Source organism: Vibrio parahaemolyticus, assembly GCF_900460535.1.
Taxonomy (GTDB): domain Bacteria; phylum Pseudomonadota; class Gammaproteobacteria; order Enterobacterales; family Vibrionaceae; genus Vibrio; species Vibrio parahaemolyticus.
The window spans coordinates 912,539-934,230 of record NZ_UHIL01000002.1; the positions used below are offsets into that span (position 1 = coordinate 912,539).

A 21,692-nucleotide genomic window follows, 5' to 3' on the forward strand; every position below is an offset into this window, starting at 1 on the left:
TCTCGCTGTCATTCACATATGTGCGTTAGCGTTTTAACGAACCACCTGCGGTACGAATCACATCCTGATACCAGTAGAAGCTCTTTTTGCGTTTACGTTCTAAAGTGCCTTGTCCATCATCGTGACGATCAACGTAGATATATCCGTAACGTTTGCTCATTTCTGCCGTTGAGTTGGCTACTAAATCAATCGGCCCCCAACTGGTGAAACCCATTAATTCCACGCCATCAAGAATGGCTTCGTGCGCTTGCACTAGGTGATCGTTGAGGTAGGCAATGCGGTAGTCATCTTGAATTTCGCCATTTTCGTCAAATTCATCTCTCGCTCCCAAACCATTTTCCACGATAAAGAGCGGCTTTTGGTAGCGATCGTGCAAGAAGTTCAGCAAAATACGCAGACCTTTGGGATCGATCAACCAGCCCCATTGGCTCTTTTCCAAATATGGGTTCGGCACGCTCTCAACAATATTGCCGACTTCCTTTTGTTTCGGATCCGCGCTCGCACAGCCACTGGCGTAGTAGCTAAAGGAGATAAAGTCGACACTGGCCGAGGCGATGTCTTCTAAATCGCCGTCTTCCATCTGGATCTCGATGCCATTTTCACGGAAATAGCGCTTCATATAACCAGGATACTGACCACGAGTTTGCACATCACCGAAGAACAACCACTTGTTGTTTTCATGCATGGCGGCTAACACATCATCAGGGTTACAAGTGTATGGGTAGTTCATGGCACCCAGTAACATGTTGCCGATTTTGCCATTCGGTACAATTTTCTGGCACAGCTTCACTGCTTTAGCATTCGCCACCAATTGATGGTGAATCGCTTGGTAAATCTGTTGCTCTGTTGCGTCTTCTGGCAAACCAACCCCAGTAAATGGTGCATGCAGAGACATGTTGATTTCGTTGAAGGTAAGCCACAGTTTGACCTTATCTTTGTAGCGTTCTAACACGGTTTTAGCGTAACGCTCGAAAAACTCGATCACTCGACGATCGCCCCAACCACCATAATTCTCAACCAAGGCGTAAGGCATCTCGTAATGAGAAAGCGTCACAAATGGTTGCATGTCGTGTTTGGCTAGCTCATCAAAAATGTTGTCGTAAAACGCCAGTCCTTCTTCGTTTGGCTCCAGTTCATCGCCATTAGGAAAAATACGACTCCAAGCGATGGACAAGCGCAGGCAGGTGAATCCCATCTCTTTAAACAGGGCAATATCTTCTGGATAGCGATTGTAGAAATCGATCGCAAGATCTTTGATACCTGGTGTTCGTTCTTCACGCGTTTGATGCGGGCTCAGAATACCGTTTGGCAACATATCTGATGTTGATAAACCTTTACCCCCAAGGTTGTATGCCCCCTCTACTTGGTTTGCAGCAATGGCACCACCCCAAAGGAAGTTATCTGGAAACTTAATCATGTTTCTCACTCTTTTATCATTAGAAAATTGCAGTTACTTGGATTTTTCTTTGCTTGAGAATAGTGCAGGTCACATCACGATTCTTGTAGCCAGATCGACTTTCTGAAGGGCGATTTGTTCGGTTTTAGAAAAGACGCCAACCGAAGCCAGATCCGATAGCCGCTTGGGGGTTGAGTTGCGAGTATCACTGCTGATTTTTGAATAAATATCTGTGTAAGTCACTTTTAGTTGGCTCAATCAATCGTATTGGCGAGCTGAAATCGCAAGATGAACGACATACCGGAACCAGGATTGCGTTGTGCTGTGACTTGCCCATTCATGTCTCGCATGTTGTTCGCGGTGATTGACAGTCCTAAACCCAAGCCCTCTCCGATTTTTTTGCTGGTTTGAAATGGCTCGAAAATGGTGTCGAGTTGTTCTAGTGCCACGCCACAACCGTTGTCACTGACCACCACTTCAACGTGGTTGTTAGTTGGTGTTACAACGATTGAAAGTTGGGGATTGTCCCTAGATTGCATTGCATCAAGCGCATTGGATATCAGGTTGCCAAGCACTTGTTGTAAGCGTTGTTCTTCCCCCTGAATTTGCGGTAGATCGCTAGGTATTCGCACGCGAACATCCACATTCGCTAGCTGAGATTGATAGACACGCAGCGTCTCTTCCAACGCGCTGGTTAACGCTAGTGCTTGTAGCTTTTCAGGTTTGTTGTACGCGAATGTTTTGAGCTGGCTCGTCATGCTTGCCATGCGGTCAATCAGCTTTTGCACGAGCACATTATTGGCCTTCATCATGGCGGTTTCGCCGCGTTCTGCTAATAACTCGTTGGTGGTGAGAAGGGTGCGCAATCCGGTAAGAGGTTGATTCAACTCGTGGGTAATCGCGCTCGACATGCGGCCCAACGCCGCCATTTTGCTCGACTCAATCAACTGCTCCTGAGCTTGACGTAGCGCTTGCGTGCGCTCTTCTACGCGCTGCGCTAGCTCTTGGTTGATGAGTTGTAGCGATTGTTCAGCCTTTTTGCGTTTACTGATATCGATGAGGGTGGCAAGAAAATACAGCTCTCCGTGCCAAGGAAAGGTCGTTAATGAGAACAGCACCGGGAAAACGCTCCCATCACTTCGCCTTGCCATCGTTTCAACGGCACTGATTTCTGCCAGCTCCTTATGTTTTGGTAGATCTCTGAGCAGTGTGAGCGTGGTTGAGTTGGGATTACCTGCATCAAACAACTCCCAAGCAAAAGTTTGACGATTGACGTTTTCTGGCAAACAAAACAGCCGCTTAGCCATTGGATTGAGATCGAATAGCTGTCCTTGCTCATTGATCAACAGTAACCCAACGTGAGTTTTGTTGATCATCTGCTTAAGTCGCCTTTGGGATTCCTCCAGTAGAGCCTGAATACGCTGTTGGTTCTGGTTTTTCTGGTGCCGTTGTAAACCGATGATGACCAACAAAATCATCAATAACAGCAGTGCAGCGACACTCCAAGCAATGACATTAATGGCTTGTTGAACTGGCTTGGTCGGGATGAGATAGCTGACATACCAATTGAGGTCATCCAATTTAACGGTATGGGCAAAATAGCGTTGTTGTTCCAGTGTCCAAAAATGGATCACGGTGTTGTCGTAGAGCTTTTGTGTTTCCTCATCTACTGCATGGTTTGGCTCATTGAACCAGTCCGCGTTGTAAGTGGTACTGCTCGACAGGAAGAAACGCTGATGGCGGTTTTGCAGTGTAATAATGTCTTGGCTGGTGATGGTTTGTTCCGTCAGAAGGCTCAAGTTAATTTGTACGACGACAATACCCGCGATGTTGAGGCCATCAAAAATCGGTGCCGATAAATAATACAGAGGGCTCGAGCCTTTGGTTTTATTTACCAGAGAGACGCCTTCACCTTGGCGATGAATCTGTTCAACAATGGCACGTCGATCTGAACGGCTAAATCGTTCATCGATGAGGCTGGAAACCAACACTTCACCAGAGGTGGAGAGGATCAACCAACCTTCGGTATTCGCGGCTTTGTCGAGTTGGGTTAACTGGGCTTGCAGCGGTTCATAGTAAGTCAAATTGCCTTTCACAAACGCAATAGTTTCGGGATTGTTGGTGACTAAATAAGGCAGGTGATAAAAGCGTTTCAGTGCTCGGCGGACTTCGCCGATGTAATCCAGTAGTTTTTGTTGCGCTTCGGTTTGCGTTTGTGCGCTGAGCAATTGGTGGGCGATTTCACGACTAGCACTGTAAGAAAATAGCACCATCGCGCTTGCAAAAATCACAAGCAACCACGTTTTCCCTTTTCCGCTGAGCGTCATACCGACTCCATCCAAGTACTCGTTTTCTTAAGATAAGTTATTGATTTTCAGTTCTGCCTCATCTTGATTGATGACCCAATCCACATGCAGGTTTGCCGATTTAGATTTTTCCTGTGCGGTTCACAGCGATTACTTATCCAGATTGAGACAGAGTGCGCCTAACTGATTGGATGTTAAAGAGTTGTAATTAAGAAGTGAGATCTAGCTCCTTTTCTCCCTCGTGGTTTTTGCTACCGTTACGAAAGACGTTTTAAACAGGCAGTAATTCATGGCTTTTGAAAGCACCCCCAACATCGCACTTATTGAAGATGATGACATTGTTCGTCAGGCAACTAGCCAATGGCTGCAACTGGCCGGATTTAACGTTGAGGCATTCAGTACCGGTGACGCTGGAAAGGCGGCGATACTAAGTCAAGACTTTGATGCTGTTGTCAGCGATGTTCGCTTGCCTGATAGCGATGGCCTATCGATTTTAGAAAGCCTTATTGACCATCATATCCAAGCGCCCGTTATCCTGATCACCGGACATGGGGATGTGGATATGGCAGTGAGTGCGTTGCAAAAGGGCGCATTTGACTTTATTGAGAAACCATTTCAGCCAGAGCGACTCTCGCAACGTGTGACGGAAGCGGTCGAGACTTATCGAGCGCAGACGTCAACGCAAGATCGTCAAGAATATCTCGCGAGCGTAAGTGGGCTCGAGGAAGTGCTGATTGGCCGAAGCCGGGTCATGCAGCAATTGCGTGAACAAGTTGCAAAGTTAGCGCGTATTGATACCAACGTCATTATTTATGGTGAAACGGGCTGTGGCAAAGAGCTAGTTGCCACCAGTCTGCATAAAGAAAGCCAACGCAAATCACATCGTTTTGTGCCAATAAACTGTGGCGCGATTCCCGAAAATCTGTTCGAAAGTGAGCTGTTTGGTCACGAGCCCGGCGCTTTTACTGGAGCAAGTAAACGACGGATTGGCAAACTCGAATACGCCGACAAAGGCACGCTGTTTTTTGATGAAATCGAGAGTATGCCGCTTTCAATGCAAGTGAAAGTGCTGCGCTCATTGCAAGAACATACTGTCGAGCGAGTTGGTGGTAACCAGCAGATCAATGTGGATTTGCGAGTGATCGCTGCCGCGAAAGAAGATCTCAACGATCATGAAGAGTTCCGTCAAGATTTGTATTATCGACTTAATGTTGCACAGATCTACTTACCGCCGCTTAGGGAGCGAGAAGAAGACGCGTTGATTCTGTTTGAGCACTTTGCATTGCAAACAAATCCAGACAGTCGACCGTTGAGTGATGCCGACAGAAATGCCGTGCTTTCTTACGCTTGGCCAGGAAATGTGCGCGAATTACGTAACGTTGCAATGCGTTTCGCGCTGGATGATACGGTTTCTGTGATGGAAATTCTTTCTAGCCGCCCGTCGTCAACTACGGAAGATACTCAAGCGGGTGTGCCACTGATGATTCAGCTGCACAACTTTGAGCGCAAAGTGTTGCATGATTCCTTAGTGAGGCACCAAGGACGGATTAATGAAGTGATGCAAGAGCTCGATTTACCACGCCGCACCTTAAATCAGAAAATGCAAAAATTTGGTCTGAATCGCTCCGATTACACCGATTCGTGAATGGAATAATAGGAGCGATGTCGTTTTACCTTTTTGTTATGCGCTTTTGGTCGGTGTTTGGATGAACTTACCACCCACCTCGCTTTCATCTTGGAATGTCGTGACTTGATTTCGCCCGGTGTGCTTCGAACAATACAGTGCTTCGTCGGCTCGGGTGAGTGCGTCTTGCAAGCGGTCATTGGGCATTAACTCGCTGATGCCGAAGCTCATCGTGACTTGGTTTTTAAAAGCAAGCAGCGACGTTTCACGTTCAATGCTGCGACGTACTAACTCGGAATAGGCTTTCGCGTTTTCGGCATTGGCAAGCAACACAATCATAAACTCGTCACCACCAAAGCGAACGGTACATGCTGACTCTGGTAACGTTTGTTTAAAAATAGTGGCGATGGTTGCCATGACTGAGTCGCCAGTTGTGTGCCCGTATTGGTCATTAATGGTTTTAAAATCGTCCACGTCAGTCATAACGATGCTGATTGGCGTATTTTTTTCGCGTGCTTGATTCACAAGGTTAGGCACAATGACTTCCATTGCACGTCGATTGTATAACCCAGTTAATGCATCCAAATGAGAAAGATCGTTGATGGATTTCACCAATCTTGCGTTGATCAACCACAACATACTAAAACTCAAAGCAACAATGAGGCAGATACTAAATAGAAACGTCAGCTGGTGGATGATACCTGCATTCATAAAACTGGTGACTTCTGGTGCCCAAATGCTCCAAACGGTTCTGCCCGCCATAAAAGCACTAAACCCAAAGAAGGCGTACGCCATCACTTGAACGGGCAGTTTTAGATCGTCTCTTTTTCCCTTGAACATCGCAACGCCACTGCAGAAGGTGACTAAGCTCAAGTAGATACTAAGAAAAATGATTCGGCTACGAATAGATGGCGAATAAAAGGTGAAGTAATAAAAAAGGCCACTGAATACCGGTACCAGAAACGTGAGTACATGAGCGCACTTGAGGGGGAATTTACGGAAAATGCTTACGCCATATAACGTGAGCAAAAAGCCGATGATAATGATGGTATTGGAAAGAATGATCGTCAGCCAATCTGGGGCTGAGTCACGAAATCCCAATAAAAAAGGGCCTAAGCCAATAAACAGCAGAGAAACGGCGAACGTTTTTAATCCTTTAATTTTGCTCTGAGTATATTGATAGCAAAGCAGGCTAATAGCATAGATACAAGAAAACAAAATGATAATAAAGTTGAGGGTTCTTATATCTAAATAGTGACTCTCCATATGTGCTCCACAGCGAACCATTACTCGGGCAACTCCTTTGCCCGTCATCAATAAACGTCCAGTATGTTAGCGTAATTATAGAATGATGTCTTAAGTTAAGCGGCTATTCGTTGACCAGCTCGAATTCTTTGATTTCTTCTGCTTTTTTAGTGAACAAAAGTCCGATCGTTGCCATGATGACACTAGGTACAATCCAGCTCGCGAACTCATTATACAAAGGCATGTTGTGGCTCATCCATTGGTCTGCAGCTTCTGGCATGTAGCCCAAAATGTGCAGAGCATCGACACAACCAAATGCTAGTGCGGTGAACGCGGTAAGCATCAACATGAACTGAGACATTTTGTTGCGAACGGGTGCCATCATCATCAAAGCAATCGCCACAGGATGAAGTGCCACAACCGCAGGTAAAGTGATTGCCAATAGCTGCTCTAAACCGATGTTGGCGATAAAGCCTGACAGTACCATGGTGATGACGACACAGATTTTGTAGTTCACTTTGCTAAAGGTGTTGTCATAGAACTCGCTGCCTGCGGTTGTTACGCCAATCGCTGTGGTTAAACAGGCTAATACCATGACTGCACCCAACAATACAGAGCCAAACGCACCAAAGTGGTTGAAGGTGAACGCCGTTAAAATATCGCCACCATTGCTAAACTCTGAACCTAAGTAAGAGCTAGTGGAACCGATGTAAGACAACGAAATGTAAACAAACGCCATCGCGACAGCGTACATTAAGGCTGCAATTAGAGTGTATTTCGCCGTTGCTCTCGGGCAGTCCACTCCCATGCTGCGGATGGCACGGAAAATGATCCAACCAAAGCCAATTGAGCCCAACGCATCCATCGTCATGTACCCTTGCGTCAAACCTTCTGCAAACGCACCACTCACGTATGGGCCACTGGCTTGTGTCAACTCACCTGTTGGGTAAATCAAGGCAGTGACAGACATGATGATCAAAATCGCCATTAACGCCGGTGTTAGGATTTTGCCTAAGTTATCAACCAACTTTCCTGGGTAAAGCGCAAACCAAATGGTTGCTACACAAAAGGCAATCGTAAACGGCACTAATGCCGCCTCACCAAAGATTGGGGCGAAGCTAAATTGATAGGCGACGGTAATGGCTCGCGGAATCACAAATGCTGGCCCGATGACGATGAAGACCATTACCCAAAAACTGGTTGCTAGCGGTTTTGGTAGCGCAGCGGTTAGCTTGTCTGAGCCATTAACTATCGCCACCATTACCAGTGCTAAAGCAGGTAGACCCACGCCAGTTAAAAGGAATCCAGACATTCCACTCAAAAAGTTTTCACCCGCTTGGTAACCCAAAAATGGAGGGAAGATAAGGTTACCTGCGCCCAAATACATGGCGAAAGTCATAAAGCCTAAGGCGGCGATATTGCGTGCGCTTAACATTGTTATTCCTCTTACACGTTTCGCTTGGAAGAAACTGAAAGGAATGGGAGAGAGTATGTGGTTGTTCCCGTCAGCTTCTTCTCAAGCTGACAGAAATTTTAGATGTAGCCTGTCAGCTCTGAATCAGTTCCAGAGAGAGCAGGAGGATCGCTGCAGCAACGCCGGATGGGCGTTTTAATGCGAATGAAGATTGCGCAGTTGCTGACATGAGAGATCCTTAATGACGAAAAAATACCAAGGAATACGTTTGCCTTGGTGTTCGTTTACCCTAACGAACTTAATGGGATCGGCACAACCCCAAAGGAGAAAATAAGTCGATATGGTTAATCTTTATCTTTAAGTTAGTGGTTTAAACTGGAATTTAAATCTTAAAATGGAATAAATAACTTTTCAGTTTGTTAACATGACCGTTTTTGTTGGAATTTTGTTCATCATTTGGAGTTTTTATCTAAGCTGTATTGCTCAATAAGTGAACGCTAATTTATGGTGGTGCTCGACTTGATATGAACTAGATACGTTTTTAGACCTATTTCGCTAAGAGATGTTGCGTTGGGACACTCCGCGACAGAGTTGAATGCTTGTTTGTTATCGGCAAAAACTTGCTCATGGCTAAAAAGGGCAAATCTTTTGTATCGATCACAATTCATTAACGTTTTGCGAGGTTGTACCGCTTAGTCTCATTCTATCGTCGGCAATATCTTGCTTATTGCTTTACAGGTAAATGAGCGAGTTTTTGCTCATTTTTGGCTGGGATATTATATTTATTAAATAAAAACAATGAGTTGAAAATTGGCATTTAAGTTGCTCTTAGCGTTTTGTTGTTAATAAAGATTTAACATGATGTAAATCCATAATCGTGAAACGACTACACGGAGAGTAATAATGAAAATGAATAAGCTCGTAAAAGCACTGGCTATTGCTGTGACATCTTTTGGTATCGCGACAAATGCAGCGGCCGAAGAGCGCAGCTACATCCTTGCGACCGCTTCTACTGGTGGCACTTACTACCCAGTTGGGGTAGCTTTGGCGACATTAAGTAAAGTGAAACTCGCACCAAAGCACCACTTCTCCCTTTCTGCTATCAGCTCTGCTGGCTCTGGTGAAAACGTCAAACTATTGAATGAAAACGAAGCGCAATTTGCGATTTTGCAAGGTTTGTACGGTGCGTGGGCTTGGTCGGGGGAAGGTCCTTATGAGAAAAGCGGTCGCCAAGAAAAGCTGCGTTCAGTCTCAATGTTATGGCAAAACGTTGAACACTTCATTGTTCGTAGCGATTTAGCAAAAACCGGTACGGTTAGTGATCTGAAAAACCTCGAAGGGAAAAAGTTCTCTATCGGTAAAAAGAACTCCGGTACTGAGAACTCAGGCCGTCAGATCATGAAAGGCCTGAGTGTTGACCCAGATAAGTTCAACCTTGCCTTTATGGGGTACGGCGGCAGTGCAAGTGCGCTACAAAATGGCACCATCGATGGTATGAATACGCCAGCAGGTGTTCCTGTTGGGGCGGTGACGCAAGCATTTGCGGCGCTAGGCAAAGATATCTCGATACTTTCGTTCACTGACGAGCAAATCAAGCAAGCCAACGGCAACTACAAGTTGTGGACCAAGTACGACATTCCTGCCAACACTTACCCAGGTTTAGATAAACCAATCACGACGATTGCTCAGCCCAACTTCCTTGCGGTTCGAGACGATATCTCGGAAGAGGACGTTTACCAACTGACCAAAGCCATTTACGAGAACCTTCCGTTCTTACAAGGCATCCACAAAGCAACCAAAGCGATGGCGATCGAAAAAGCGATTTCGGGGCTTCCTTTACCGCTGCATCCGGGTGCGGTTCGTTACTACAAAGAAATGGGAATCGAAATCCCATCTGAACTGATGGCGCAATAACGCCAACTTCGCCCCGAGTGCATCTCGGGGCCTTTATTTTGTTTTGAACATTGAAAAAGCCGTTAGAGCTTGGAGTAGGATATGAGCGACTCTATGGAAAAGGAATTGCAGAAATTTGAGCTGCCCACGCGCACCGATTTCCCGTGGGTAACCACCACCATCACGGTGTTCGGCGTGGTACTTTCTGCATTGCATATTTGGTTTAACACCTTATCGACGTTACCGGAACTCTGGATATCCGCGACGCACTTTGCTGGCTTTGCGGTAATTTGTGCACTTTGGTATCCGGCTCATATCTCTTTGAAGCAGAGCAAAATGGCTCTTGCGGTCGATGTGCTTATCGCAGCAGGAGCTATCGCCTGTTTGCTTTACATTCCTTATGCCGAAGATGCGTTGTATGAACGTGGTGTTAAGTTTGTCACTAGCGACTGGGTCTTTGCCATTATGGCGATATTGATCGTCATCGAACTGATTCGCCGCACCATGGGGTGGTTTATTCCTGTGTTGATTGTGATCTGTTTGAGCTACGTTGTTCTGTGGGGAAAATGGGCGACGGGTATTTTTCATTTTCCGGGGTTGAGCATGGAAACCCTGCTTTACCGTAGTTTTTACTCTTCTGAAGGCATGTTCGGTTCTATTTCTCGCATCAGTTGGACATTCGTTTTTATGTTCATCCTCTTTGGTGCGTTTTTAGTACGCTCTGGCGTTGGGGATTACATTATCAATGTCGCTCGTGCAGCCGCAGGCAAAATCATCGGAGGACCGGGTTTCATTGCCGTGCTTGGCTCGGGTTTAATGGGCTCTGTGTCGGGATCTAGCGTGGCGAATACCGTGTCGACAGGGGTGATCAGTATCCCGTTGATGCAAAAAGCAGGTTTCCCTTCGCGCTTTGCTGCAGGGGTTGAGGCTGCGGCTTCTACTGGTGGTCAGTTGATGCCTCCGGTGATGGGCGCGGGCGCGTTCATTATGGCGTCTTATACTCAAATTCCTTACGTGGATATCATTGCTGTATCGTTTGTACCTGCGTTGATTTATTTCTTGTCGGTCGCGTTTTTTGTGCGTATCGAAGCGAAGCGTAGCGGCGTGCAGAAAATTACAACCAGTGACGAATCGCTTATCAAAGTTCTGGTGAGTGGTTGGCACAACCTCATTCCTTTGGTGGTTCTGGTGACGTTGCTCGTGAAAGGTTTTACACCCACTTATGCGGCAGGCCTTTCCATCATTTCTGTTGTTGTCTCTTCGTGGTTTTCGAAAGATCACAAAATGGGACCAAAAGCGATCATCGAGGCGATGTCTCAAGGCGCGAAGAACATGGCAACCACCGCTGTCTTGCTGGTGGGTATTGGTTTAGTGATCAACGTAATCAGTACCACAGGCATCGGCAACACTTTCTCTTTGATGATCAATGGTTGGGCGAATGGTGATTTGTTCATCATGCTCGTGTTGATTGCTTTGGCATCGTTGGTTTTAGGTATGGGCTTACCTGTGACAGCGGCGTATATTGTTCTGGGCACTTTGTCTGCACCTGCCTTGTATAAGTTGATTGCCGAGAACCAACTTTTAGAGTTGATGGTTTCAGGGCAATTACCTGAGCAAGCGAAAGCGATCTTCATGCTAGCGGCACCAGATAAGCTCGATCTTCTCAATGCGCCAATGGCGCTGGAAACGGCGAAAGAAATGTTGTCAATGGTTCCTGCTGATTTTGTTGAAACGCTACTAGAGCAAAGTCTGGGTTTAGAGGCGGTTGGCTTGGCATTGTTGGCTGCGCATTTGATCATATTCTGGCTTTCGCAAGACAGTAACGTTACGCCACCAGTGTGTTTAACCGCATTCGCAGCGGCGACCATTGCGAAAACGCCACCAATGCGAACAGGCTTAATGGCTTGGAAAATTGCGAAGGGGCTGTACTTGGTTCCATTGTTAATTGCCTATACCGGATTGGTCAGTTGGGATGTGACATCAGTAATTACGGTCGGCTTCTTTGCGATAGTGGGTACTTACGCGCTCATTGGAGCTATTGAAGGTTACTTAGAAGGACCATTGAATATATTGATGAGACTGGTTCTGCTTACTATCGGTGCGCTTTTGGTTTGGCACGACATTCCAATCTTAATTCGTGTGGTGTGCTGCGCGGTATTCGTTGCCGTGTTTGTTTACAGTGGGCGCAAGTTCAAATTGCAACAGTCTCAACTTTCGGTTTTATAAGAGGTCGTATGAAATCAGTCTATGACTACATTGTTGTGGGTGGTGGTATCGTTGGTGTGTCCACGGCTTGGCAGCTCCAACAACGCCATCCAGAGTGTTCTATTTTATTGGTTGAGAAAGAGTCTGGTTTTGCTAAGCATCAAACCGGGCATAACAGCGGCGTTATCCACGCGGGTGTGTATTATGCGCCGGGCAGTTTAAAAGCCGACTTTTGCAAACGAGGCGTAGAAAAAACGCTCTCGTTTTGCTCTCAGCATAATATTCCGGTCGAAAACTGCGGAAAGTTGTTGGTTGCAACTAACGAGCAAGAAGTCGAACGAATGAACGCCCTTTATGAACGCTGCCACGTCAACGGGATTGATGTGGAATTGCTTGATGAAGCGCAGCTCAAGTTGGCGGAGCCGAATATCACAGGGTTGGGCGCGATTTACGTGAAAACCACCAGTATTGTTGATTACCGCTTGGTAACAGAGCATATGGCACAGGAGTTCCAAAGTTTAGGTGGTCATATTAGCTTGAGAACCAAGGTGGTTGCCGCCGATGAGAAAGATGAAGAAGTACAACTGACTTGCGTTTCCGATGGACAATCTATGCAGCTGAACTGCAAGTTTCTAGTCACTTGCAGTGGATTGATGGCCGATCGGATGACAAAAATGATGGGCATTCCGACCGATTTTCAAATCGTGCCTTATCGCGGTGAATACTACCGATTAGACAGTAAGCATAACCAAGTGGTGAATCACTTAATCTACCCAATTCCAGATCCAGATTTGCCATTTTTGGGGGTGCATTTGACTCGTATGATTGATGGTTCTGTGACGGTTGGTCCAAATGCCGTTCAGGGTTGGAAGCGAGAAGGGTATGGAAAAGTGAACTTTAACCTGCAAGATACACTGCAAATGCTGAGCTTTTCTGGCTTTTGGAAAGTCACACAAAAGCACTTAAAAACGGGCTTGGAAGAGTTTAAAAACTCGTGGTGGAAGCCTGGGTATTTGAAACTGGTCAATAAATATTGTCCGAGTATTCGTGTTGAGGATCTCCAGCCTTACCCTGCAGGGATTCGCGCGCAAGCGGTGTTGTCGGACGGCACTCTAGTGCACGATTTCCTATTTGCAGAGAGCGCAAGAAGCCTTCACGTGTGTAATGCGCCTTCCCCAGCGGCCACATCTGCCATGCCTATCGGAGAGTACATTTGCGATAAGGTCGATGAGAAAGTGGTAGCTAAAGTCGTCTAGTCAGACATAAAGAGCCAGTTTTGAACACTGGCTCTTTCGTTTCATCAGGTTTTTGTTGGTGGCATTCTACTTCGGGCAAAGTTCGCCTTTTTTGGCGTGTCTTTCGATCATGTAATCGCCTCTTGCACTGCGTAAGACCATTGCGTTCCACACTTCACCGTCTTGAAGCTCGAACTCAAACGCATAGTGAGTGCCCGCTACCACTTGAGTGCGTACTTCGTTGATGTTTTTTAATTTATCTTCGGCGTTCATCTGGTACAAAACCATACTCAACGAGCGCTGCGCTTCTGGAGTAACTTGAGAAACTTGCCATCCACCGGGTTGACTCTTTTCTGCCGAACAAATTGCCTGCATTTTCTTTTTCATCGCGGGTGAAACTTGCTTGTCCACGGCGTAGACATTGTTGGTGATCGTGAGGATTGCAAGAGTGGCTGCGGCTCCCCAATATTTCCTAACACTCATAAAGACACTCCGTTATTTGTCCTTGATTGAGTATAAGCACGGCTGTGTTGCTTTACATAATGAGAAGAAGTTGGAACGGAAAGTCGTACAAAATAATGGTGAGTCTTTTCGATACATAAATGAGCGCCGCTTCACTGAAATTTGTCCGAAAAGTGCACTATATTGAAAGAGTCAGAGACATGGGGTTTCTGGCTTTCTTTTATCAGGAGGACGAAGACGATGAGAATTAAGGATATTCTCGATAGCCGTTTGGTGCTGTCGTTCTGGTACAACCTAGACTACTGCTTGTCTCTTCTTAGTAAAATCTCTTCTCGTTAATTTCCTCAATGCTCTCGCATTGAAAAGCATCTGATCTATTTTTTCTACTCTTACGCTTTAGCGCGTAGGGCCATGTGTACAAGGAAATTAACAATGAAACGTATTCCAGAACCTTTCCGTATCAAAATGGTTGAGCCAATCAAAATGACCACGTTGGCTGACCGAGAAATCGCTCTCCAAGAAGCGGGTTACAACCCATTTTTATTGCGCAGTGATGACGTGTATATCGATTTGCTTACCGATTCCGGCACAGGGGCCATGAGCGATAACCAGTGGGCTGGCATTATGTTGGGGGATGAGTCTTACGCGGGTAGTCGTAACTACTACAACTTATGCAGCGCAGTGGAGCATTTCTTCGGCTACAAACTGACGGTGCCTGCACACCAAGGCCGAGGGGCGGAGCAGATATTGTTCCCTGCTCTGATTGAACGTATGCGCCAAGTACGTGGCGGTGAAACGCCGGTGTTCATCTCGAACTATCACTTTGATACCACTGCGGGGCATATTGAGCTCAACGGCGGTAAGGCTATCAACGTTGTGACGGAAGAAGCGTTCGATACCACGACGCCTTACGATTGGAAAGGTAACTTCGACCTTAACAAACTGGTAGAAACGATTGAAGAGCATGGCTCGAAGAACATCTGCGCCATCATCACGACAGTGACGTGTAACAGCTCGGGTGGCCAACCGGTATCGATGGAAAACATGCGCAGCGTGTACGAAATTGCCACCAAATACGATATCCCAGTGGTGATTGACTCGGCTCGCTATTGTGAGAATGCTTATTTCATCAAACAGCGTGAAGAAGGCTACGCTGACAAATCGATTTTGGAAATCATTCGTGAAATGTATCAATACGGCGATATGCTCACGATGTCTGCCAAGAAAGATCCAATGGTGAACATTGGTGGCATGTGCTGTATTCGAGATCATCAAGAGTTGTTCCAAGCGGTGCAAACGCGCTGCGTTCCTATGGAAGGTTTTGTCACTTATGGGGGCATGGCTGGGCGCGATATGGAGGCTTTAGCCCGTGGCTTGTATGAGGGCGCGGATGAAGACTTCCTGCATTATCGAATCAGTCAGGTGCAATACTTGGGCGAGCGTCTGCGGGAGGGGGGAATTCCAATCCAATATCCAACTGGTGGCCATGCGGTGTTTGTTGATGCGGCGAAAATATTGCCGCACATTCCAGCCGATCAGTTCCCAGCACAAGCCTTGTGCAATGCGTTGTATCTGGAGGCTGGGATTCGAGCTGTTGAGATTGGCTCATTGTTGCTCGGACGTGACCCTGAAACGGGTGAACAGAAAGCCTCTGAGCTTGAATTAATGCGCTTAACGATTCCACGTCGAGTCTATACTAACGACCACATGGACTATATCGCGGATGCGTTGATCGAGTTGAAGAACCGAGCTCATGAATTGAAAGGTTTGATGTTCGAATATGAGCCTCCGGTTTTACGTCACTTTACGGCTCGCTTCCGTGAAATTGATTAACCTGAAGTAGGTTTGACACCTAGATAACTAGGTATCTAGGTACTTAAGTAAAGGGCAAAAGGCCGCGAGTTACGCGGCCTTTTTTGATTTTGTCTGTTCAGTTCATTCCGAGCGGATATTACGCCAGCTCTAACGTGATGCGCACGAACTGTTCGTCTTGATATTGCACTTCATAATTGAATGTGCCACTGGCATAAATACTGCCAAGGAACAATGAGCGCTGACTCATTGGGCCACGGAAAAGCATCGAAATTGGTGCAATCATGGCGTTATTGTCGTCGAAATGTTGGTTTAAGTTATTTGATAACACACACAGCAAACAGCCATGCTGGTCATGCGATAAGTCGACATCTTCAGGACGAGAAAGCAGTACCGTGGTACCGAGTTTTTTCTCAATTTCGTTAATTAGTAGCAGGTAGCTATCTAAGTGAGGTTGCGGGTTACTTGGTTTATTCGCGTCAACACAGCGTTCAAGTAAGGCTTCAAGGTTGCCATTTTCCCCTTTCGCCTGTTGAGTCAGAGACTTTAACGGCTTTTTAATCAGTTTGTAGCGATTGCTTTTCAGTTTGGGCTTTAGCCATTTTTGCAGCAGATCGTTACGCTCTGTTGTAGGGAGAGAGCGTGAAGACGCATGGATTTTGAAGTGCAGGTGCAATAAGGCGTGCACTGCAAGCTCGCTCAGAAGTTGGTTAGCATCTGCGGATTGTCTTGCCTGCTTAGAACTTTGCATTACACTCAAACGAAATTTAAGAAGAAGGATAATGGTGCCGAGAGAGGGACTCGAACCCTCACACCTAAGGCACTAGCACCTCATGCTAGCGTGTCTACCAATTTCACCATCTCGGCATCATGATGCTCTGCATACACAGAGGCCTCAAAAAGAAGCACTCCAAATTGTATAACCAAACTCCATCTGTTGGCGAGAGTAAAATTGCTCATTTTTGGTGTTTCACGTTTGATTGCGTATTTATTGGCCGTTTTTGATCTTTTTACCATAAAGAACCGTCCCAATGCCCTTACTTTCCCTACCAGTATGGCTGCAAAATAGCAGGTTTGCATAAATTTTGAACGCTTGAACGTTTGCGTCAATAAATGTGATGAATATCTCGTTCGCTTGGCTATACTTGCGTCCCGTTTAAGCGGGAATTAGGGTTTAGTTGTTCAGGACCCTTACCCATACAAGCCGTCACAAGGAGCAGGTTGAGTTATAAACTCACCAGCAGTGAATGACCCCACGGACCGGACCAGCTAAGTTCAATTGCTTGTATAAGGTAAAAATTAAGATGTCGAACTATCCGTTCAGTCTACATTCTGGATCTACGAGTGCTTTGCCACTCGGTACGTTGTCCCTTTCTTCTGCCAATTCCTTTGGTTCTCTTTTCTTTTTCAACGTTCAGTAGGTCCGACTCATGAGTGTTCTATTTAGTTTATTTGGTATTGTTGCACTACTAGGTTGTGCTTTCCTACTGTCTGAGAGCCGTTCATCCATCAATTGGAAAACTGTGTCTCGCGCTTTGTTACTTCAGTTGGGCTTTGCCGCTCTGGTGCTTTATTTCCCGATGGGACAAGCCGCACTAGCGAGTTTAAGTAATGGCGTTGCCGGGTTATTAAGCTTTGCTGATGAAGGGATTCGATTCCTTTTTGGTGATCTCGCTTCTACTGGTTTCATCTTCGCTATTCGTGTCCTTCCTATCATCATTTTCTTCAGCGCTCTTATCTCTGCCCTTTACTACTTGGGCATCATGCAAAAAGTAATTCAATTTATCGGCGGCGCTATCCAGAAATTCTTGGGTACCAGTAAAGCGGAATCACTCGTTGCAACGGGTAATATCTTCCTATCTCAAGGTGAGTCACCACTTCTTATTCGTCCGTTCCTATCAAACATGACTCGTTCTGAGCTATTTGCAGTAATGGCTGGTGGTATGGCATCGGTAGCGGGCAGTGTGCTTGGCGGCTATGCCGGCTTGGGTGTGGAGCTGAAATACCTTATCGCTGCGAGCTTCATGGCAGCACCTGGTAGTTTGCTAATGGCGAAAATCATCGTTCCTGAGCGTCAAACGCCAAGCGATTACAACAACATTGAGCTAGACAAATCAGAAGAAAGTAACGTTATCGATGCACTAGCAAGCGGTGCGATGGGCGGTATGAAAGTCGCAGTGGCTGTCGGTACTATGCTGATTGCTTTTGTGAGTGTGATTGCGATGGTGAACACAGGCCTAGAAAACCTAGGTGAAATGTTTGGTTTTGCTGGCGTAACACTGCAAGCGATTTTGGGTTACCTATTTGCACCGCTAGCATGGTTGATTGGTGTGCCAAGCCACGAGATCCTAGCGGCTGGTTCTTACATTGGTCAGAAAGTTGTAATGAACGAATTTGTGGCGTTTATCGACTTCGTACAGCACAAAGCGACACTGTCTGAGCACACTCAAGTGATCATCACATTCGCTCTATGTGGTTTCGCGAACATCGGTTCGATTGCGATTCAGCTAGGTTCTATCGGTGTGATGGCACCTGAACGTCGTAAAGATGTAGCAAGCATGGGTCTTAAAGCGGTAGCGGCTGGTACGCTAGCGAACCTAATGAGTGCATGTCTAGCAGGTATCTTTATCTCGCTTTAATATGATTGAGCAATAAATGAAAACCCGCCGATGTGGCGGGTTTTTTTATGGTGTTGGGAAAGTCGTGTGAGTCAGTGCAAGAGCATTCCCGAACCATGTTTATTCGATGTTATTTGGGGGATTTAGGTACTAACCCATAAGGGATCGATTTGAATGCTTTCGGGTGCGCTTGATATGTTGGTGCCTTGTGCACACCTTTCCAATCTAAAAGCATAATCGCGAGCACATTGCGATGTTCCCCATACTTTAGATCAAAGTCACCATCAACGGATGGGATCATCCCTTGTTCGGTGCTGATGGCATCTCGAATCGCTTGGCGTGTTTTCTCAACGACGGGATCGTGGTCAAGGCCAGCCAGTAAAAATGAAATACCTACTTCGGCAATGATGTCTTCTTTTGCTCGCAATAAAATCGTGTCGATGTTGTCGCGGAAGTAATCATAAATCCATTGATGATCCGCTTCATTCACGCGCTTTTGATAATACTGAGAGTCGGCAAAGATGATGTGCGTCATGCCATAGATTTTGTTGCCGTATTGCTGAGCAGAGAGCTTTTTATCATTGTCGTCGGGGTAGGTCGCTCGGAATGCTTCAATGAACGCGTTCACCACATCTTGTTCACCCAGTTGACGCAGCCAATAGACCTGATTTGCCAACTGCGCCGCCCATGCTTCAATCATCTCTTTATCGGTGGCGTAGCGAGTAAAATCGTAACGACGAATGATTTCTCGCAGTGTTTTATCTTGTTGGTGCTTTAAGTCGTACTCATCTGCTCTCGCCATCGCGCCCAGTAAATCGACGCCAAGATACAAATACTCAGGGTGATGTTTTGTTACGGTATAACGACGTTGGCTGCGCTCGTCCTCTTTTTCTTGGTAGCGAGTAAGCCGCTCAGAGGAATACAAAATGATGTCTTCTGGTTTGACGACGTCATTCGCGAAGCGATTCAATCGGCTTGCGACTTGAGCCATGTCTGTCCAAATGGTTGCGTAGTATTTTTCATCTAAGGTTTGGCGGAACATACGCAGCCCAAAGTGGCCTTCCTTAAAAGGAGGGAGCGTGAATAACTCACGTTCGTATGTGTCGCGAATCAGCTGTGCTGATTGAGAGTAATTAAGTGCAGGTATCTCTTCTTGAGATGCCTGAACATTCAAGATGAGTGAGCAAGAGAGCAAGACCGCCAAGCTGATAGGTTTGATACGCATAAATCCATTCCCTGATATAACCTGGATGTAAACTTATCATCAATGTTTGTTAAGAATGTAAAACCTGAGTCAATAGTTCAAAATATGTCTAAAAGTCAGGTTGATACGTTCTCCTTTTGGTTTGGCTGTTTTGGGAACGCAGTGTCTCCAATGGTGCTGAAGCTCCCCAGCCATGATCAATAATGCGCCGTGGCCGAGCTCATATTCTATTTGAGTTTTACAATGTAAATTTCGTAGCACAAATCGGCGCGTATCACCTAAGTTCAACGAGGCGATCACCGGGTTTCTGCCCAGCTCTGGTTCATTATCTTGGTGCCACCCCATCGAGTCCTGACCGTCGCGATACAGATTCGCCAATACAGAGTTGAACGGGGTGTTGGCAAGGCTTTCACAGCGAGCCTTGAGTGATAACAGCTCAGACGTCCAAGGGTGAGGTGCCATGGTTAAACCCGAATAGGTGTAAGGCGCATCGCCATGCCAAGTCTGCAAACGAGGTTGAAGTACCGATTTCCCGAAAATGGTTATGCGTTCTTGTTGCCAAGGCAAGGTACTCATAAGCGTTGAAAAGTACGTATCCGCTTCTTGCTGAGAAAGAAAGTTTGGCTGATAAAAGAGCTTACCTTGGCGTACCTCTTGCCAATCCGTACTTTCAAATAAATCGCCTCGTCCTTGCATCCCGTTGCCTATTTAAACCATAAAAATTTCAGATAATTATTACCTTTGCAAAGGCTATTGGTTATTCTTGTAGATAATAAGAATTTTAACAATAAAAGAATAATTCTCGTAGTAACGGACGAGCTAGTGGGGAGCTAATGCGTTATTCACCCAGAAAGCAGTGCTATTTTGCACTGTTCTTTTTCGCTTTTGTTGCCTTGTGTGTTGGTGTTATTGAGCTGTTGCATCAGAATCAGCAAGACCTTCAGCAAGAGCGCGTGCAAGTTGAAGCCAAAGAACAACTGTCTATCCTCCGCTCCAATTTGGAAGCGGTACTCATGGCTGATATTTACAAAGCCAGCACATTAGCGACGCTAATCACTTTGCTGCCAAATAGCGAAGAAGAGGAGCTAAGCATTGCCGCCGATCGTATTCTTAACAAAAGTAAGCACATCACGGTCATCGGTATTGCGGAAAATGATGTAATTAGCCATATATTCCCAACTCAAGGCAACGAGCGCGTCCTTGGTCTGGATTACCGTAAAGTACCAGCGCAATGGGTACAAGTTCAAAAAGCCAAAGATATTCAAGAGATTTTCATCGCGGGGCCTGTGTCGCTTGTTCAAGGTGGGCGAGGGCTTATTGTACGCGTGCCAGTGTTTCGAGACCCACCAATCAACAAAGAGTATTGGGGGGTGATCAGCGCTGTGGTGGATTTTGATGGTTTAATGCGAGAAACCGGCGTATTCGACTTCTCATACCATTATCCTTTGACGATACGTGGTTATGACAGCGGCGGCGAATATGGGGATATGTTCTTTGGTGATCCTAATCAAACGGGCAAATTGTACGCCAAAGAGCATGTGCACTTCCCTTACGGTGGCTGGAGCATGGCGGCCTACGCGGGTGGGCAGCTTGAGCAACAAATTTCGTGGTTTGAGCTGAACATCGTCAGAATCATTGGCTATCCCATTCTCATTGCACTGAGTATTGCGTTGATCGTGATTTACCGTTTGTACATCATCGCTGACGACCGTGCGCTGCATGATGAACTGACGCATTTGCCCAATCGCCGTTACTTTATGCAGTCATACAAGCAGCAGTTTGAAATCGCTAAGCGCTATAAAAAACGTTACAGCTTTGCGTTGATCAATATAGATCTAGACCGATTCAAACATATCAATGATACCTTCGGCCATGACGCGGGTGACAAGGTGTTGATTGCCACCGCAGAGCGCATCAAAAGCAGCTTGAGACGTTCAGACATGGTCGCGCGAATGGGCGGTGACGAGTTTTTAGTGGTTGTACACAATTTGGGAATGGAAGAGCACGTGCAGAAGTTACTGCAAAAGCTCAGGTTGGCGTTGTGTTCGACGCCCGTTATTTATGACGAAGAGCTGATCTACCTACGCGTGAGTATTGGTTACGCCATCTTCGATCCGCAAATGACTTCTCCAGAACAAATGATGAAAATCGCCGACGAACGGATGTATCAACAAAAACACGGTGGATAAAAAAACAAAGCCCAGATTGGTTCTGGGCTTTGTTGTATTTACAGAGTGAGAAAGATAGGGAAGGCAGAAACTGCGCCCCCCAAGAATTC

General features: G+C 46.2%; 15 protein-coding genes and 1 tRNA gene. 7 read left to right on the top strand and 9 right to left on the bottom strand.

Annotated elements, in window-relative coordinates; all coding sequences use genetic code 11:
• Positions 1-25: 25 nt before the first annotated feature.
• Together DYB02_RS21125 and DYB02_RS21135 are read right to left on the bottom strand one after the other, a co-directional pair.
• Entirely contained in the window at positions 26-1,417 is a 1,392-nt protein-coding gene (locus DYB02_RS21125; protein WP_029804457.1) for a glycoside hydrolase family 1 protein, read from the bottom strand.
• Positions 1,418-1,650: 233 nt separating this feature from the next.
• Positions 1,651-3,723, bottom strand: coding sequence for a sensor histidine kinase (locus DYB02_RS21135; protein WP_029804458.1), 2,073 nt, complete (start codon positions 3,721-3,723; stop codon positions 1,651-1,653).
• Between the two features lie 268 nt (positions 3,724-3,991).
• Here DYB02_RS21135 and DYB02_RS21140 point away from each other — a divergent pair, with 268 nt between their 5' ends.
• A complete protein-coding gene (locus tag DYB02_RS21140) occupies positions 3,992-5,347 on the top strand; it encodes a sigma-54-dependent transcriptional regulator (RefSeq protein WP_029804459.1) in 1,356 nt (451 codons plus the stop codon).
• Between the two features lie 36 nt (positions 5,348-5,383).
• Here the strand turns inward: DYB02_RS21140 and DYB02_RS21145 are convergent, their stop codons facing one another.
• Both DYB02_RS21145 and brnQ read right to left on the bottom strand, forming a co-directional pair.
• Complete coding sequence (locus DYB02_RS21145) at positions 5,384-6,592, bottom strand: GGDEF domain-containing protein (protein WP_029804460.1); 1,209 nt, start codon at positions 6,590-6,592, stop codon at positions 5,384-5,386.
• Positions 6,593-6,695: 103 nt separating this feature from the next.
• A complete protein-coding gene (brnQ, locus tag DYB02_RS21150) occupies positions 6,696-8,006 on the bottom strand; it encodes a branched-chain amino acid transport system II carrier protein (protein ID WP_029804461.1) in 1,311 nt (436 codons plus the stop codon).
• 882 nt (positions 8,007-8,888) lie between these two features.
• On the opposite strand from brnQ, the gene DYB02_RS21165 reads away from it, so the two are divergent.
• From DYB02_RS21165 to lhgD, 3 genes are all read left to right on the top strand, one after another.
• Positions 8,889-9,899: a TAXI family TRAP transporter solute-binding subunit gene (locus DYB02_RS21165; RefSeq protein ID WP_005484315.1), complete on the top strand. Its 1,011-nt coding sequence runs from the start codon at positions 8,889-8,891 to the stop codon at positions 9,897-9,899.
• 81 nt (positions 9,900-9,980) lie between these two features.
• Positions 9,981-12,104: a TRAP transporter permease gene (locus tag DYB02_RS21170; RefSeq protein ID WP_025623321.1), complete on the top strand. Its 2,124-nt coding sequence runs from the start codon at positions 9,981-9,983 to the stop codon at positions 12,102-12,104.
• A gap of 8 nt (positions 12,105-12,112) precedes the next feature.
• Positions 12,113-13,339, top strand: coding sequence for an L-2-hydroxyglutarate dehydrogenase (gene lhgD, locus DYB02_RS21175; RefSeq protein WP_005459316.1), 1,227 nt, complete (start codon positions 12,113-12,115; stop codon positions 13,337-13,339).
• 66 nt (positions 13,340-13,405) lie between these two features.
• On the opposite strand, the gene DYB02_RS21180 is transcribed toward lhgD, so the two are convergent.
• Positions 13,406-13,801: a cystatin domain-containing protein gene (locus DYB02_RS21180; RefSeq protein WP_005459310.1), complete on the bottom strand. Its 396-nt coding sequence runs from the start codon at positions 13,799-13,801 to the stop codon at positions 13,406-13,408.
• A 411-nt stretch (positions 13,802-14,212) separates the two neighbouring features.
• Between DYB02_RS21180 and DYB02_RS21185 the strand changes: the two genes are divergently transcribed.
• Positions 14,213-15,613, top strand: a complete 1,401-nt coding sequence (locus DYB02_RS21185) for a tryptophanase (protein ID WP_029862192.1) — start codon at positions 14,213-14,215, stop codon at positions 15,611-15,613.
• Positions 15,614-15,731: 118 nt separating this feature from the next.
• Here DYB02_RS21185 and DYB02_RS21190 read toward each other — a convergent pair whose 3' ends face one another.
• Complete coding sequence (locus tag DYB02_RS21190; protein ID WP_017448027.1) at positions 15,732-16,343, bottom strand: DUF2913 family protein; 612 nt, start codon at positions 16,341-16,343, stop codon at positions 15,732-15,734.
• A gap of 32 nt (positions 16,344-16,375) precedes the next feature.
• Positions 16,376-16,459, bottom strand: a tRNA-Leu gene (locus tag DYB02_RS21195).
• Positions 16,460-17,022: 563 nt separating this feature from the next.
• Between DYB02_RS21195 and DYB02_RS21205 the strand changes: the two genes are divergently transcribed.
• Positions 17,023-18,231 (top strand): NupC/NupG family nucleoside CNT transporter, encoded by a 1,209-nt coding sequence (locus DYB02_RS21205; protein ID WP_005484332.1) that lies wholly within the window; start codon positions 17,023-17,025, stop codon positions 18,229-18,231.
• A gap of 109 nt (positions 18,232-18,340) precedes the next feature.
• Here DYB02_RS21205 and DYB02_RS21210 read toward each other — a convergent pair whose 3' ends face one another.
• On the bottom strand, positions 18,341-19,435 hold the full coding sequence (locus DYB02_RS21210; protein WP_029805174.1) for a DUF3541 domain-containing protein: 1,095 nt from the start codon (positions 19,433-19,435) through the stop codon (positions 18,341-18,343).
• A gap of 69 nt (positions 19,436-19,504) precedes the next feature.
• Positions 19,505-20,110 (bottom strand): alpha-ketoglutarate-dependent dioxygenase AlkB family protein, encoded by a 606-nt coding sequence (locus DYB02_RS21215; RefSeq protein ID WP_029805176.1) that lies wholly within the window; start codon positions 20,108-20,110, stop codon positions 19,505-19,507.
• A 137-nt stretch (positions 20,111-20,247) separates the two neighbouring features.
• Between DYB02_RS21215 and DYB02_RS21220 the strand changes: the two genes are divergently transcribed.
• Entirely contained in the window at positions 20,248-21,603 is a 1,356-nt protein-coding gene (locus tag DYB02_RS21220; RefSeq protein ID WP_005479983.1) for a diguanylate cyclase, read from the top strand.
• The last annotated feature ends 89 nt before the right edge of the window (positions 21,604-21,692 follow it).